This is a genomic window from Demequina capsici (assembly GCF_032102965.1).
GTDB lineage: Bacteria > Actinomycetota > Actinomycetes > Actinomycetales > Demequinaceae > Demequina > Demequina capsici.
In genome coordinates this window covers 2026801-2040567 of the sequence record NZ_CP134880.1, presented here as the reverse complement: position 1 = coordinate 2040567, position 13767 = coordinate 2026801, and the positions used below count along the sequence as shown (strand labels likewise).

The 13767-nt window shown below is 70.1% G+C and carries 14 protein-coding genes; 10 read left to right on the top strand and 4 right to left on the bottom strand.

Translation table 11 applies throughout. The features are described from left to right. Positions 1 to 70: 70 nt before the first annotated feature. Positions 71 to 1051, bottom strand: a complete 981-nt coding sequence (locus RN607_RS09840; protein WP_313542319.1) for a DUF5692 family protein — start codon at positions 1049 to 1051, stop codon at positions 71 to 73. A gap of 40 nt (positions 1052 to 1091) precedes the next feature. After that, positions 1092 to 1775 carry a TetR/AcrR family transcriptional regulator gene (locus tag RN607_RS09835; RefSeq protein ID WP_313542318.1) on the bottom strand — a complete coding sequence of 228 codons (684 nt, stop codon included), beginning with the start codon at positions 1773 to 1775 and terminating at the stop codon, positions 1092 to 1094. 123 nt (positions 1776 to 1898) lie between these two features. Between RN607_RS09835 and RN607_RS09830 the strand changes: the two genes are divergently transcribed. From RN607_RS09830 to RN607_RS09785, 10 genes are all read left to right on the top strand, one after another. Then, entirely contained in the window at positions 1899 to 2702 is an 804-nt protein-coding gene (locus RN607_RS09830; protein WP_376784258.1) for a sulfite exporter TauE/SafE family protein, read from the top strand. Between the two features lie 296 nt (positions 2703 to 2998). After that, entirely contained in the window at positions 2999 to 4891 is a 1893-nt protein-coding gene (locus tag RN607_RS09825) for an acetolactate synthase large subunit (protein WP_313496740.1), read from the top strand. After that, entirely contained in the window at positions 4888 to 5412 is a 525-nt protein-coding gene (gene ilvN, locus RN607_RS09820) for an acetolactate synthase small subunit (protein WP_313496738.1), read from the top strand. The genes RN607_RS09825 and ilvN overlap by 4 nt, the downstream gene beginning before the upstream one ends. Positions 5413 to 5537: 125 nt before the next feature. Further along, positions 5538 to 6569, top strand: coding sequence for a ketol-acid reductoisomerase (gene ilvC, locus RN607_RS09815; protein ID WP_313542317.1), 1032 nt, complete (start codon positions 5538 to 5540; stop codon positions 6567 to 6569). Positions 6570 to 6642: 73 nt separating this feature from the next. Then, the gene (locus RN607_RS09810; RefSeq protein WP_313545416.1) at positions 6643 to 7662 is read left to right on the top strand and encodes a 3-isopropylmalate dehydrogenase; all 1020 of its coding nucleotides are present in this window, start codon (positions 6643 to 6645) and stop codon (positions 7660 to 7662) included. Positions 7663 to 7856: 194 nt separating this feature from the next. Beyond that, positions 7857 to 8960, top strand: a complete 1104-nt coding sequence (locus RN607_RS09805; RefSeq protein ID WP_313542316.1) for a branched-chain amino acid aminotransferase — start codon at positions 7857 to 7859, stop codon at positions 8958 to 8960. 241 nt (positions 8961 to 9201) lie between these two features. Further along, on the top strand, positions 9202 to 9651 hold the full coding sequence (locus RN607_RS09800; RefSeq protein WP_313496732.1) for an OsmC family protein: 450 nt from the start codon (positions 9202 to 9204) through the stop codon (positions 9649 to 9651). Between the two features lie 188 nt (positions 9652 to 9839). Then, complete coding sequence (locus tag RN607_RS09795; RefSeq protein WP_313542315.1) at positions 9840 to 10121, top strand: SHOCT domain-containing protein; 282 nt, start codon at positions 9840 to 9842, stop codon at positions 10119 to 10121. Between the two features lie 14 nt (positions 10122 to 10135). Next, positions 10136 to 10846: a response regulator gene (locus RN607_RS09790; RefSeq protein ID WP_313496729.1), complete on the top strand. Its 711-nt coding sequence runs from the start codon at positions 10136 to 10138 to the stop codon at positions 10844 to 10846. Beyond that, entirely contained in the window at positions 10843 to 11964 is a 1122-nt protein-coding gene (locus RN607_RS09785; RefSeq protein WP_313542314.1) for a sensor histidine kinase, read from the top strand. Before RN607_RS09790 ends, RN607_RS09785 begins: the two co-directional genes overlap by 4 nt. On the opposite strand, the gene RN607_RS09780 is transcribed toward RN607_RS09785, so the two are convergent. Continuing rightward, positions 11961 to 13316 (bottom strand): permease prefix domain 1-containing protein, encoded by a 1356-nt coding sequence (locus RN607_RS09780; protein ID WP_313542313.1) that lies wholly within the window; start codon positions 13314 to 13316, stop codon positions 11961 to 11963. The two genes, RN607_RS09785 and RN607_RS09780, sit on opposite strands and share 4 nt — an antisense overlap. Further along, entirely contained in the window at positions 13313 to 13687 is a 375-nt protein-coding gene (locus RN607_RS09775; protein WP_313496723.1) for a PadR family transcriptional regulator, read from the bottom strand. The genes RN607_RS09780 and RN607_RS09775 overlap by 4 nt, the downstream gene beginning before the upstream one ends. Between the last annotated feature and the right edge of the window lie 80 nt (positions 13688 to 13767).

Below are 13767 nucleotides of genomic sequence, written 5' to 3'. Positions count from 1 at the left end.
TGCCCTGGCAGTCGGCCGGTGCTGAGGATCCGCCGATCCTCGATGCCGGGCGGCCGCCAGGGCGGCGGACTCAGACGGCCACGGTCTCCCGCGCCACCCCGGCCGCCGCGAGCTGCTCGGGCCGGGCGCCAGGGATCCGTTCGACCACCTGGCGGTACGCGTCGGTGTCGTCGTAGATCTCCACCTTGAGCGGGTTCCTGCGTCGCTTCGCCATCATGGTGAGCTGCAGCGCGGCGAGCGCCAGGTTGGAGGCGAGCGCCAGCCCGGACACGGTGTAGAGCGCGGCGGGATCGTGCGATGACGCGACCGAGAACGCCGAGTCGGTGACGAACGACGGCACCGCCATGGTGAACATCATCCAGAACGCGAGAGTGTGGGCCCGATGCTGCAACCAGGCGCCCTTGCGGAGGAAGAACGCGGGAATGGTGCAGCTGATGAGGAGCGCGGCGCCCGCGTAGAACGAGTGGTCGCCCACGCAGTTGTACACGTACGCGAAGTTCCACAGGTCGTACGCGATGATCCAGGGCCAGATCATGTCCGGCCAGATCATGTCCGCGATCCGGTCCTTCGCGATGTAGATGCCCATCCAGCCGGTGATGGCGAGCAGGTTGATGAGGCCGGCCACGCCGTTCATGTAGTTCCACGGTCCGGACACCATGTAGACGCCGTCGACCATGCCGTCCGCGCGCATGCCGCCCACCTGGAAGTCGCGGATGCATGCTTCGAGGATGTTCAGCGCGAGGATCGCGGGCGGGAAGATCAGCGCCCAGCGGTTCTTGGCGAGGCGCGGGATGTAGCGGATCGCGAGGAAGCCCAGGCAGCCCGTGAGCGCCGAGTAGACCTTGACCCAGTGGAACCAGGTGCCTGTGGACGATCCGGCGCCTGCGGAGTGCGGCCACGCGAAGATCGTGAGCACCACCGGGACGGCGACGAAGAAGAAGAGCCCGGCCCAGGGGCCGCGGCGGGACAGCTCGTTGAGCCCGATCAGGGCTGCGAGCACCACGAACCACATCAGCCCTTGGGCCACCGTGATCGATTCGAACAGGAACATCGCACTCTCCTCGGAGCGTGAGGCCGACGCGGCCTCGGGGTCAGCGGTCCGCGTCGCGGTCCCGCGTGGGAAGGTCCCGGTCGGGGCCCCGGGAGGGGAGCGGCGGCAGGCGCAGGGTCTGACGCACGAGGTCGGCGAGAACGTCGTCGCCGAGCGCGGGGTTGGTGCGGAGGAGCCCGATGATCCCGTGGAGGAGCAGGGCGAACGTCTCGCGCACGTGGGTGATCTCGATGGTGTGCCGGGCGGCGTAGGCGGGGATCGTCGTGTCCTCGAGCGCGTCGAGCAGGGCGGTGATCGAGCGGTCCAGGTAGCGCACGTAGAGGCCGGCGTCGTCGAACCGTGGGAGGGGGTGCGCGGTCCGCGCCGCGCCGTCGACGGTGTGGGGGAGGTTGCGGCGGAACAGCTGCAGCCAGCTGCGGACCGCGCCGTCGATGTCGCCGGGCTCGCGGGCGGCGTCCCACGCGCGCAGCTCTGCGGCGAAGTCGGCGACGCAGGCGTCGAGCACCTGGTCCACCAGCCTGTCCATGGATCCTGCGTAGTGGTAGACGAGCGAGCGGGCCACGCCCGCCTCGTCGGCGATGTGCTGGAACGTGGTCGCTCGCACGCCTTGGCGGGCGAACATGAGGCGCGCGGCGGCGACGATCTCCTCGCGTCGTTGGTCGGGCGCCTTGACGACGCGTGCGGCACGGGGCGTGCGTGGCGGGTCGGAGCGTCGCTGGTCCATACGGTGACGCTAGCGTCCATTGACACTCTGTCAATTGGGACCGAGGTCCCGATCGCGTGGGAGAGCCGCGTGCGCGTGTCGTACTACGGTGGGCATGAACCGATCGACGGAGGCACCGTGACACTGGCCCGGCCCAGCGCGCGCGTCGTGCTCACCTGCATCGGCGTGGGCCTGCTCGCCGGACTCATGTCCGGACTCTTCGGCGTGGGCGGGGGCATCGTGACGGTGCCGCTGCTCACGCTCGTGCTCGGATTCGACCACCGTCGCGCGGCGGGCACCTCGCTGGCGGCGATCGTCCCGACCGCCGCCGTCGGCGTCGTCAGCTACGCCAGCCACGGCAGCGTGGCGTGGGTCGCTGCCCTGGTCCTCGCTGTGGCGGCTGTCGTGGGGGCGCAGCTCGGCACCTGGCTGCTGCACAGGCTGCCGCTGAACGCGCTGCGGTGGGGCTTCGTGGGATTCCTCGCCGTGGTGGCCGTGATGCTGTTCGTCGTCGTGCCGTCGCGGGATGCGGGACTGCACCTGACGTGGCTCTCGGGGCTGGGCCTCGTGGTCGTGGGCCTGGCGTCGGGGGTGCTCTCCGGCCTGCTGGGCGTCGGGGGCGGGGTGGTCGTGGTGCCTGCCCTGATGCTGCTGTTCGGCACCAGCGACCTGCTGGCGCGCGGCACGTCGCTGCTCATGATGATCCCGGCGTCGGCGTCGGGGACCGTCAGCAACCTGCGCCGAGGAAACGTCGACGTGCGGGCGGCGATCCTCGTCGGAGCGTCGGCCTGCCTGACGACGGCGCTCGGGGCGCATCTCGCGAAGCTCATGGGGCCCATGGCGTCGAACGCGCTGTTCGCCGTCTTCATGGCCTTCGTCGCGGGTCACATGGTGTGGGACCTGGTGCGGCACAGGCCGGTGGACGACGACGCAGCTCCGACGCAGTGACCTCGAGGCGTCGCGCGACCGTGCGTCGCGATCCTCTCGCGTCGCATCGAGACGTCTCACTATGTAAAACGGTGAACCAATATGTGAGATTCTCGGGCGATTCGGCTTGCCCATCGTCGGTCCGGGCGTACTGTGGAGCCATGCAGGCGATCGTCGTAGTACTTCCCAGGCGCGCGGACCACTAGTCCTCGTCCAGGAATCGTCCGCGCGCATCCTCCCCGAGCCATCAGGCAAGGGGATTTTTCATGCGGGGCGGACGACGACCGCCCCTCACTCGAAGCAGAGCAGGAGAGAAGATGGCACAGGTGAAGGCGAAGCCCACCGCACCGCCGACCTCGCCGCGCCCCGCCGCCGGCGGCGACGCGACCACGGCCGCACCCGTCGGCGCCCTTCCGACGTCGTACTCGACCCCGGACCCGGAGCTCAACGGCCGTCAGATGACCGGCGCCGAGGCGATCATCCGCTCCCTGGAGAACGCCGGCGCCACCGACGTCTTCGGCCTTCCCGGCGGCGCGATCCTGCCCACCTACGACCCCCTGATGGACTCCACCAAGCTCCGTCACATCCTGGTGCGCCACGAGCAGGGCTCCGGCCACGCGGCTCAGGGCTACGCGCACGCCACGGGGAAGGTGGGCGTCTGCATCGCCACCTCCGGCCCTGGCGCCACCAACCTCGTCACGGCCATCGCCGACGCGAACATGGACTCGATCCCCATGGTCGCCATCACCGGCCAGGTGGGTGCGGCGCTGATCGGCACCGACGCCTTCCAGGAGGCCGACATCGTCGGCATCACCTCGCCCATCACCAAGCACAACGTGCTGGTGACCGACGCGGCGGAGATCCCCAAGGCGATCGCCGAGGCCTTCTACATCGCCAGCCACGGCCGTCCCGGTCCCGTGCTCGTGGACGTCGCCAAGTCCGCCCAGCAGGCCATGACGGAGTTCCAGTGGCCCGAGCGCATCGACCTGCCCGGCTTCAACTCCGGCGCACGCCCGCACGCCAAGACCATCCAGGAGGCGGCGCGCCTGCTGGCCACCGCGCGCCGTCCCGTCCTGTACGTGGGTGGCGGCGTGATCCGCTCCGGCGCCTCCGAGGGGCTGCGGAGGCTCACCGACCTGTCCGGCGCCGCCGTCGTCACCACGCTGATGGCCCGTGGGGCGCTGCCCGACTCGCACCCGCAGCACCTGGGCATGCCCGGCATGCACGGGACGGTGGCAGCGGTGGCCGCGCTGCAGAAGGCGGACCTGGTCGTGGCGCTCGGCGCCCGCTTCGACGACCGCGTCACGGGCAAGCTGTCCAGCTTCGCGCCGCACGCGACCATCGTGCACGCGGACATCGACCCCGCGGAGATCGGCAAGAACCGCGCCGTCGACGTGCCGATCGTGGGTGACCTCAAGGACGTCTTCGCGGACCTGGTGCCGGCGCTCGCCGCGGAGCACGAGCGTCACGGCAGGCCCGACCTCGAGGCCTGGTGGCACCAGCTGGACGACTGGCGCACGACGTACGCGCTGGGCTACCAGAAGACGGCCGACGGACTGTCGATCCCGCAGTACGTGATCCAGCGCCTGGGCGAGCTCAACGATCCCGACTCGACGGTCTTCACCTCCGGTGTGGGCCAGCACCAGATGTGGGCCAGCCAGTTCATCAAGTACGAGCACCCGAACACCTGGATCAACTCCGGCGGCCTCGGCACCATGGGATTCTCGGTGCCCGCCGCGATGGGGGCCAAGGTGGGTGTGCCGGACAAGACGGTGTGGGCCATCGACGGCGACGGCTGCTTCCAGATGACCAACCAGGAGCTGGTCACCTGCGCGATCAACGAGATCCCCATCAAGGTGGCGATCATCAACAACAGCTCGCTCGGCATGGTGCGCCAGTGGCAGACCCTTTTCTACGAGGGCCGTTACTCGAACACCGACCTGCACACCGGCCACGGCACCCGCCGCGTGCCCGACTTCGTGAAGCTCGCGGACGCGATGGGCTGCATCGGCCTGCGCTGCGAGTCCGACGCGGACGTGGACGCGACGATCAAGCGCGCCAACGAGATCGACGACCAGCCCGTGGTCGTCGACTTCACGGTGTCGCGCGACGCGATGGTGTGGCCCATGGTGGCCGCAGGCGTCAGCAACGACGAGATCCAGTACGCCAGGGGCGTCGCCCCTGCGTGGGAGCGCGAGGAGAACGCATGACCACCCACACCCTCTCGGTCCTGGTAGAGAACAAGCCGGGCGTGCTCGCACGAGTCGCAGGCCTGTTCAGCCGCCGGGCGTTCAACATCCACTCGCTCGCGGTGGGTCAGACGGAGCACCCGGAGATCTCCCGCATCACGGTGGTCGTTGACGTCGACGAGCTGCCGCTGGAGCAGGTCACCAAGCAGCTCAACAAGCTGGTGCATGTGCTCAAGATCGTGGAGCTCGAGCGCGACCGCTCGGTGCAGCGCGACCTGCTGCTCATCAAGGTGCGCGCCGACGCCCGTCAGCGCGCGGACGTGCTGCAGATCGTGGACCTGTTCCGCGCCCACGTGGTGGACGTCGCCCCGGACTCGGTGGTCATCGAGGCCGTCGGCACGTCCGAGAAGCTCCAGGCGCTGCTCGCTGCCCTCTCGCCGCATGACGTGCGTGAGATCGTCCAGTCCGGCACCGTGGCCATCGGCCGCGGCTCCCGGTCCATCACCGAGCGCGCGCTCGAGCGAGTCGGAGCCACCGCCTGACGTGGACGATGCGGGAGCGGCTGCCGCTCGAGGTCGGCCCGGCCACCGCATCGTCCACCTGAACCATCCGGCCCTGCGCCGGACCCTCACGTCAAGAATCCAACCCCACGAAGGAGCAAGTACGCATGGCTGAGATGTTCTACGACAAGGACGCTGATCTGTCGATCGTCCAGGGCAAGAAGGTCGCGATCGTCGGCTACGGCTCGCAGGGCCACGCCCACGCGCAGAATCTGCGCGACTCCGGCGTCGAGGTCCGCGTCGCGCTGCGCGACGGCTCGAAGTCCGCGGCGAAGGCCGAGAACGACGGCTTCACCGTCATGAACGTCGCCGACGCGTCCGCCTGGGCCGACCTCATCATGATCCTCGCGCCGGACCAGCACCAGCGCTCGATCTACAACGACGAGATCAAGCCGAACCTCGCCGCCGGCAAGACCCTCGCGTTCGCGCACGGCTTCAACATCCGCTTCGGCTACATCGAGGCCCCGGAGGGCGTCGACGTGATCCTCATCGCGCCGAAGGCGCCTGGGCACACCGTCCGCCGCGAGTTCGTCGCCGGTCGCGGCATCCCCGACATCATCGCCGTGGAGGTCGACGCGTCGGGCACCGCCTGGGCCACCGCGCTGTCCTACGCGAAGGGGATCGGTGGCACGCGCGCCGGCGTCATCAAGACCACCTTCACCGAGGAGACCGAGACCGACCTGTTCGGCGAGCAGGCCGTCCTCTGCGGTGGCATGTCGCACCTGGTCCAGACCGGGTTCGAGGTGCTCACCGAGGCCGGCTACCAGCCGGAGATCGCCTACTTCGAGGTCCTTCACGAGATGAAGCTGATCGTGGACCTCATGTGGGAGGGCGGCATCGCCAAGCAGCGCTGGTCCATCTCCGACACCGCCGAGTACGGCGACTACGTGTCCGGCCCGCGCGTCATCACCCCCGAGACGAAGGAAGCCATGAAGGGGATCCTCGCCGACATCCAGTCCGGTGCGTTCGCCACCCGCTTCATCGCGGACCAGGACGCGGGCGCGCCTGAGTTCAAGGAGCTGCGCGCCAAGGAGGAGTCGCACCCGATCGAGAAGACCGGCAAGGAGCTCCGCGCCCTGTTCTCGTGGTCGAACGCGACCGTGGACGAGGACTACGTCGACGGCTCCGCCGCGCGCTGAGGACGGGACCGTGACGCTTCTTGACAACCCTCGCGTCGGGGCTGCCGATGCGGGGACCGTCCACCGCCTCGCGGTGGTGGCCGGCGACGGCATCGGACCTGAGGTCGTGAAGGAGGGGCTCAAGTGCCTCGCGGCCGCGATCGAGGGCAGGGACATCGCGTTCGACGCGACCGAGTTCGACCTGGGCGCGGCCCGGTGGCACGCCACCGGTGAGACGCTCACGGACACGGACCTCGCCGCGATCCGTGAGCACGACGTGATCCTGCTGGGCGCGATCGGCGACCCGACGGTCCCGTCGGGTGTCCTGGAGCGCGGTGTGCTGCTGCCGCTGCGCTTCGCGCTCGATCAGTACGTGAACCTGCGTCCGTCGCGCCTGTACCCGGGGGAGGTGTCCCCGCTCGCGAACCCGGGCGACATCGACTTCGTGGTGGTGCGTGAGGGGACCGAGGGTCCGTACGTGGGAAATGGTGGCGCTCTGCGCGTCGGCACGCCCCACGAGATCGCCACCGAGGTGTCGGTCAACACGGCGTTCGGCGTGGAGCGCGTGGTCCGCTACGCGTTCGACGTGGCCACCAAGCGGGACCGCAGGCACGTGACCCTGGTGCACAAGCACAACGTGCTCGTGCACGCCGGCCACCTGTGGCGCCGCACGGTCGAGGCGGTCGCGCAGGAGTTCCCGAACGTCACCTGGGACTACCTGCACGTGGACGCCGCGACCATCAAGATGGTCACCGACCCCGCGTCGTTCGACGTGCTCGTCACGGACAACCTGTTCGGCGACATCCTGACCGATGAGGCCGCGGCTGTCTCCGGCGGCATCGGACTCGCCGCGTCGGGCAACGTCAACCCCGATCGCACCGCGCCGTCGATGTTCGAGCCGGTGCACGGCTCGGCGCCCGACATCGCGGGCCAGGGCAAGGCCGACCCGTCGGCCACGGTGCTGTCGATCGGCATGCTCTTGGACTTCCTCGGCTACGGCGACCTCGCCGCGAAGGTCGAGGAGGCCGTCGCGGCGGACGCCGCTGCGAAGGGCTCGGCGGTTCGCTCGACCTCCGAGGTCGGCGACGCGTTGGCGGCGCGCATCCGCGGCTGACGTCGCCCTCGCTCCGAGGTGGCACACCAGTGCACGGATCCCGCCCGATCCGTGCGCTCACGTGCCACCTCGGTTCTGGCGGCGGGCCAGCAGCGGCGCCAGGTGCCACTTCAGGCTCCACCACGTGGCCTCCCTGCAAGAGGCGCCGAGTAGATTCACCCTCAGAACCCCATCACCCCAGGAAGGACCTCACGATGACCACGTCAGCATCGACCGCGGAGGCCTTCCGGGTCGTCCCGAACGCCAGCCCCGCTTCCGCGCAGGAGCGCGCCACGGTGCTCGCGGACCTCAAGTTCGGCGTCAACTTCACCGACCACATGGCCCGCATCTCCTGGACCGCGGACGACGGCTGGACGGACCGTCGCGTGGAGGCGTACGGGCCGCTGCCGCTCGACCCGGCCGCGTCCGTCCTGCACTATGCGGGCGAGATCTTCGAGGGCCTCAAGGCGTACCGGTGGGCGGACGGCACCATCCGCACCTTCCGTCCGGAGGAGAACGCGAAGCGCTTCCAGCGCTCGGCGCACCGCATGGCGTTGCCTGAGCTGCCCGTCGAGGACTTCCTGGCCGCGATCCGCGCCTATGTCGCGGTCGACGGCGACTGGACGCCCACCGCCCCCGACTCGTCGCTGTACCTGCGTCCCTTCCTCATCGCGACCGACGTGTTCCTGGGGCTCCGCCAGCCCAAGAAGGCCGAGTTCCTGGTGATCGGCTCGCCCTCCGGACCGTATTTCTCGGGCGGCGTCAAGCCGGTCTCGATCTGGGTCGAGCAGGACTACCACCGTGCGGGCCCTGGCGGCACGGGCGCTGCGAAGTGCGGCGGCAACTACGCTGCGTCGCTGCTGCCGCAGATGGAGGCGTACGCCCGCGGCTACGACCAGGTGCTGTACCTGGATGCGAAGACCGACACGGTCCTCGAGGAGCTCGGCGGCATGAACGTGTTCGTGGTCCTCAAGGACGGCACGGTCGTCACCCCTGTGCTCACCGGCAACCTGCTGGAGGGCGTCACGCGCTCGTCGATCATCCAGCTGCTGAGCGACGACGACCTCAAGGTCGTGGAGCGCCCCATCACCATCGACGAGCTGCGTCAGGGTGTGGCCTCCGGCGACGTGGCCGAGGTGTTCGCGTGCGGCACCGCCGCCGTCGTCACCCCTGTGGGCAGGATGGGCGCGAAGGATTTCGAGCAGCAGGTCGGGGACGGCACGCCCGGCGCGGTGACGATGAAGGTGCGCCAGACGCTCACGGACATCCAGTACGGCCACGCGGAGGACACGTACGGCTGGATGGAGACCCTCGCCTGACGTCGCCTGGACGACGCTGACGAGCCCGCCCGATGCCTCGCTCGCAGGGGCACCGGGCGGGCTTTACGCATGCTGGCTGCTCGCGTCGGCGCGGGACGTTCGACACGGGTGCGGGCTCCGGTCGCGCCCGTGCCGTGCAGGCCCTACGGTGGAGGCAGTTCCCGCTCGGCAGTGCGACGCCGCGGGAGCCGTCACGGTCGAGATTCGATCTCCCGCGCAGGATCCTCAAAGGAGCGGACCCTTGCTCACCTTCTCAGCATCTGCAGTCTCGACCTCGGACACCGGCCTCACAGTGAAGGCTCGCGACTTCGAGTTCCGCGTGGACGAACCGGCGTCGCTCGGCGGGGGCGACCTCGGTCCCAATCCCGTGGAGTACGAGCTCGCCTCGCTGCTCGGCTGCCTCAACGTGGTGATCCACCTGGTGGCGAAGGAGCGTGGCGTGACCTTGTCCTCGTTCTCGGCGACCGCGAAGGGATCGCTCGAGCCGGCCAGGTTCCTGGGCACGTCCATGACGGCGCGTGCGGGCTACCAGTGGATCGACGTGTCGATCCAGGTGACGGGTGATGCGGATCAGCACGAGCTCGACGAGATCGCGCGCATCGCGGAGGCCAGGTGCCCCGTGTCCGACAACCTCGAGCACCCGACGCCTGTGGCGATCGCGATCCACCAGCAGGTCCCGGTCGAGGTCTGATCCAGGTTCGGTGCCACGAAGGGCCCGCCCGGTGCCGCTGCCAGAGCCGCCGGACGGGCCCTTCTGCGTGCCGGCAGCGCCGGGGATCTTCACCGAAACTTCACTGTTCCTCTGGCGAACCTGCACGGCACTCCTCGCACGATGGAGCCATTCGCGGATCATGGGGATGCGCGGAGAGGAGCAGCATCATGATGGGTTACTGGGGTCCAGGCCACGGCTACATGTCCTACGGGGTGGGCGCGGGCGGATGGCTGATGGGGCTGTTCCTGGTGGTGGGCCTGGCGGCGCTCGTGTACGTGGCGGTCAGGCTGGCCACTCGCGACCGCGCTCCGAAGGTCGACGCACCTGCCTTCACGCAGGCAGCGCCCGCGCCCACGTCGGCGCGACAGATCCTCGAGGACCGGCTGGCGCGCGGCGAGATCGACGCGGCCGAGTTCCGCGAGCGCGTGAAGGCTCTCGAGGAGGTCTGAGGGAGGATGTCCTCATGACACCTGTGCAGCCGCGCGCGCTCGTCGTCGAGGACGAGCGCGCGCTCGCTGCGCTCGTGGCGGGCTACTTGGAGAGGGACGGCTTCGAGGTGGCGGTGGCGTACGACGGCGAGGACGCGCTTCGCAGGGCGCGCGAGCTGGATCCCGACGCCGTGGTGCTGGATCTTGGCCTGCCGGGCATCGACGGCGTGGAGGTGTGCCGGCAGCTGCGCACGTTCTCCGACTGCTACGTGGTGATGCTGACGGCGCGCGCGGAGGAGGTGGACAAGCTCGTCGGCCTGTCCGTGGGTGCCGACGACTATGTCACGAAGCCGTTCAGCCCTCGCGAGCTGGTGGCGAGGCTGCGCGCGATGCTGCGGCGTCCGCGCGTGGGTGCACGCCCGCAGGAGGCGGATGCGGAGCCAGCGCTGCGGGTGGGTGACCTGCAGGTGGATGTGGCCGCGCGTGAGGTGCGGCTCGCCGGGCAGGCGGTGCCGTTGACGCGCACCGAGTTCGACGTGCTGGCGGCGCTCGCGTCACGGCCCACACGTGTGCTCACGAGGGCGATGCTGCTGGAGATCGTGTGGGGCGGCGACTGGGTGGGTGACGAGCATCTGGTGGACGTCCACATCAGGCACCTGCGCCTGAAGCTCGGGGACACTGCGGAGCAGCAGCGCTACGTGCGGACGGTGCGTGGCGTCGGGTATCGGGTCGGGACGGGCGAGTGAACGAGTCGGGCTGGTGGCGCAGGCGCGGCCTGGCGACGCGTCTGATGCTCGCGTTCGTGGCGGTGATCGCGGTGACGGGCATCACGGTGTGGCTGGTGGCCCGCGGGGTGGGTCCGGTGGTGTTCGAGCGCCGCATGATGGGCACGGTGCGTGGCGCGGTCATGGGTCGGATGATGGACGAGGACGTCGTGGAGGCGTTCCGTGCGTCGAGCGGGATGGCGCTCGGGGTCGCTCTGGTGGTGGCGGGTGCGCTCGCGGTGGTGCTGAGCGTGGTGCTCGCTCGGCGGGTGGGCGGGTCGCTCGCCACGTTGAAGGATGCGGCGCATCGGGTGTCCGGCGGTGACTTCGCGGCGCGGGTGACGTCGCCTGGGATGGGGCGTGAGTTCGACGACCTGGCGGAGTCGTTCAACAGGATGGCCCAGCAGCTGGACGAGTCGGAGCGGTTGCGGCAGCGCATGATCGGCGATGTGGCTCATGAGCTGCGCACGCCGGTGGCGACGATCACCGGGTATCTGGAGGCGCTCGAGGACGGCGTGGCGGAGCTGACCCCTGAGACGGTGGCGATGCTGCGGGCGCAGGGTGCGCGGCTGACGAGGCTGACGGAGGACCTGTCGGCGGTGTCGCGTGCCGAGAGCGGCGCGACACGCCTGACGCCCGTCCCGTCCGCGCCGGCGGATGTCCTGGCGCAGGCGCGGCTGGCAGCTCAGGACCGTGCGGCGGAGGCTGACGTGAGGCTGATGCTCGAGGTGGAGCAGGGGCTGCCGCTCGTGTCGGTGGATCCGGAGCGGATGGCGCAGGTGGTGGGCAACCTCGTGGACAACGCGTTGCGGCACACGCCTGCGGGCGGGACTGTGACGTTGCGTGCGCGTCGTGCTGCCGGGGGCGTGGAGCTGGTGGTGGCGGACACGGGCGCGGGGATCGCTCCCGAGCATCTGCCGCACGTGTTCGAGCGGTTCTACCGGGCGGATACCGCACGGGATCGGGCAGGCGGTGGGTCTGGTGTGGGCCTCGCGATCGTCGCCCGGCTGGTCGCGGCCCATGGGGGGACGGTGGCGGCGCACAGCGCCGGTCTGGGCCTGGGCTCCACGTTCACGGTGACGCTGCCGGCGGCGCCTTAGGCGAAGGCGAACAGGGGCGGCACGACGATGACGACGAGCGCGGCCCAGGCTCCGAACACCGGCACGTAGCCGGTCTGCCAGCGAAGCAGGGGAGTGAGCGGCGTGCCGCGCAGGAGGCGCCGCCCGTAGAGCCACGCGGTGACGGCCAGGTTGGCGAGCAGCACCAGGTTGACGCCCACGGTGGCCAGACGGTTCGGCGTGAGGCCGCCGTCGAGCGTGCGGGAGAGGATGGCGCTGAGCGCGACGGCGTCCAGGAGCAGCGCGGTGGTGACGAGCGCGACCTGGAGGCGGTCGGTCCAGCCCGCGGGTCCGGAGGGATCCTGGGCGGAGATCGAGTAGAGCACCAGGCCCAGCACCACGACGAGCAGCACGTCGACGGCGATGAGCACGTCGCGGCTGTCCTGGAATCCGCCGCCGACGATCGCGCCGATGAGCATCGCGACCAGTGCGAGCGTGGCGAGGGGCGCGAACACCTTGGTGAGCACCGGCGCGATGGACTCGAGCACCTCCTGCTTGGACTCGACGAGCCACGCGGCGACGATGGTCGCGCCGCCGGCACCCAGCGGCACCACCCAGAGCATGACGGCCGTGCTGATGTCGATCCCGAGTCCTTGGAACACGGCGAGCGAGATCCCTGAGAGCACGCCTCCGCCGGCCGCGAGGAGCGACATGTAGATGACCCACTCGCCGGTGAATCGGATGAAGTCCAGCCGCGCGGTGCGCGACCTCCAGTCGCCGCCGGCGTACGGGATCCCGAGGGCCACCCACAGGGCGATCGGCAGGTGGATCATGGAGAGCACGGCGGTGTCCGGCTCACCTTGGAACGGGTAGCCGATGGCGAGCGCGGCGCCCACAGCCGCTGCTGTACCAGGGACGATGATAGCGCGCAGGGTGTGGCGCCGCCACGCCAGGTACCCGGACAGCGTGAGCATCACGAGCGCAGTGGAGAGCATCACATAGGCGAAGCCGCGGTCCTGGAAGTCGCGGATCAGCAGCGACGGCGCGCGGGTCGCGAGCCCTGCGACGGCTGCGAAGGCGAGCATCGCGGGCACCTCGCCCACGCGGCGTCCGGCGCGCCCGGTCGTGCCGTCGAGCACCAGGTCGCGCCACAGCCTCTTGGAGTGCGTGCGTGCGAACTCGCGTGCCACCTGCGCCTGGCCTCCCATGCGCTTGACGGCCACGAGGAACGCCTCGTCGTCGGTGAGCCCTGCGCTCATGAGGTCGGCGATCTGTCCGCGCAGGTGGTCCTCGAGCTCGTCGGCGTCGGCGGTGGTGAGGGATCCGCGGGCGAGCACGTATTCGCGCCAGCGCGCGATCTCGGGCTCGATCGCGCTGGGTCGCGCGCCGTTCATCGGGCCACCCCCGGCGCGGGCAGGGGTGCCGCGGTCGCTTCGCGCAGGTCCTGCCAGGCGGAGTCGAGCGCGGCGGCGACGGCGGCCCACTGGCGTCGCTGCTCGCTGATCTCGCGCGTGCCGGCGGCGGTGAGCCGGTAGTAGCGGCGGCGTCGGCCGGTCTCGGACCGTCCCCAGCGCGACTCGATGTGACCGGCGTCCTCGAGGCGGTGGAGCAGGGGGTACAGCAGTCCGTCGGTCCACTCGAGCTGGCCGTCGGAGAGCTCGCGGACGCGTTTCACGATCGCGTAGCCGTAGCTCTCGCCGTCGGCGAGGATCGCGAGCACCAGCGGGGTGCTGCTCGCGGCCATCAGGTCCTTGCTCACCTTCATGCGGGCCTCCTATGCCTAGAGCAAGGATACATAGAGGTGTGAGGTATGGCGAGCGGGACGTTGGGCGCGCGAGTCGACGC

What these genes read in the sequence shown, in the direction of transcription:
- ilvN (WP_313496738.1), top strand. Translation starts at nt 4,888, where the DNA reads ATGACCACCCACACCCTCTCGGTCCTGGTAGAGAACAAGCCGGGCGTG.
- RN607_RS09805 (WP_313542316.1), top strand. Translation starts at nt 7,857, where the DNA reads ATGACCACGTCAGCATCGACCGCGGAGGCCTTCCGGGTCGTCCCGAAC.
- RN607_RS09775 (WP_313496723.1), bottom strand. Translation starts at nt 13,687, where the DNA reads ATGAAGGTGAGCAAGGACCTGATGGCCGCGAGCAGCACCCCGCTGGTG.
- RN607_RS09825 (WP_313496740.1), top strand. Translation starts at nt 2,999, where the DNA reads ATGGCACAGGTGAAGGCGAAGCCCACCGCACCGCCGACCTCGCCGCGC.
- ilvC (WP_313542317.1), top strand. Translation starts at nt 5,538, where the DNA reads ATGGCTGAGATGTTCTACGACAAGGACGCTGATCTGTCGATCGTCCAG.
- RN607_RS09835 (WP_313542318.1), bottom strand. Translation starts at nt 1,775, where the DNA reads ATGGACCAGCGACGCTCCGACCCGCCACGCACGCCCCGTGCCGCACGC.
- RN607_RS09795 (WP_313542315.1), top strand. Translation starts at nt 9,840, where the DNA reads ATGATGGGTTACTGGGGTCCAGGCCACGGCTACATGTCCTACGGGGTG.
- RN607_RS09790 (WP_313496729.1), top strand. Translation starts at nt 10,136, where the DNA reads ATGACACCTGTGCAGCCGCGCGCGCTCGTCGTCGAGGACGAGCGCGCG.
- RN607_RS09780 (WP_313542313.1), bottom strand. Translation starts at nt 13,316, where the DNA reads ATGAACGGCGCGCGACCCAGCGCGATCGAGCCCGAGATCGCGCGCTGG.
- RN607_RS09840 (WP_313542319.1), bottom strand. Translation starts at nt 1,051, where the DNA reads ATGTTCCTGTTCGAATCGATCACGGTGGCCCAAGGGCTGATGTGGTTC.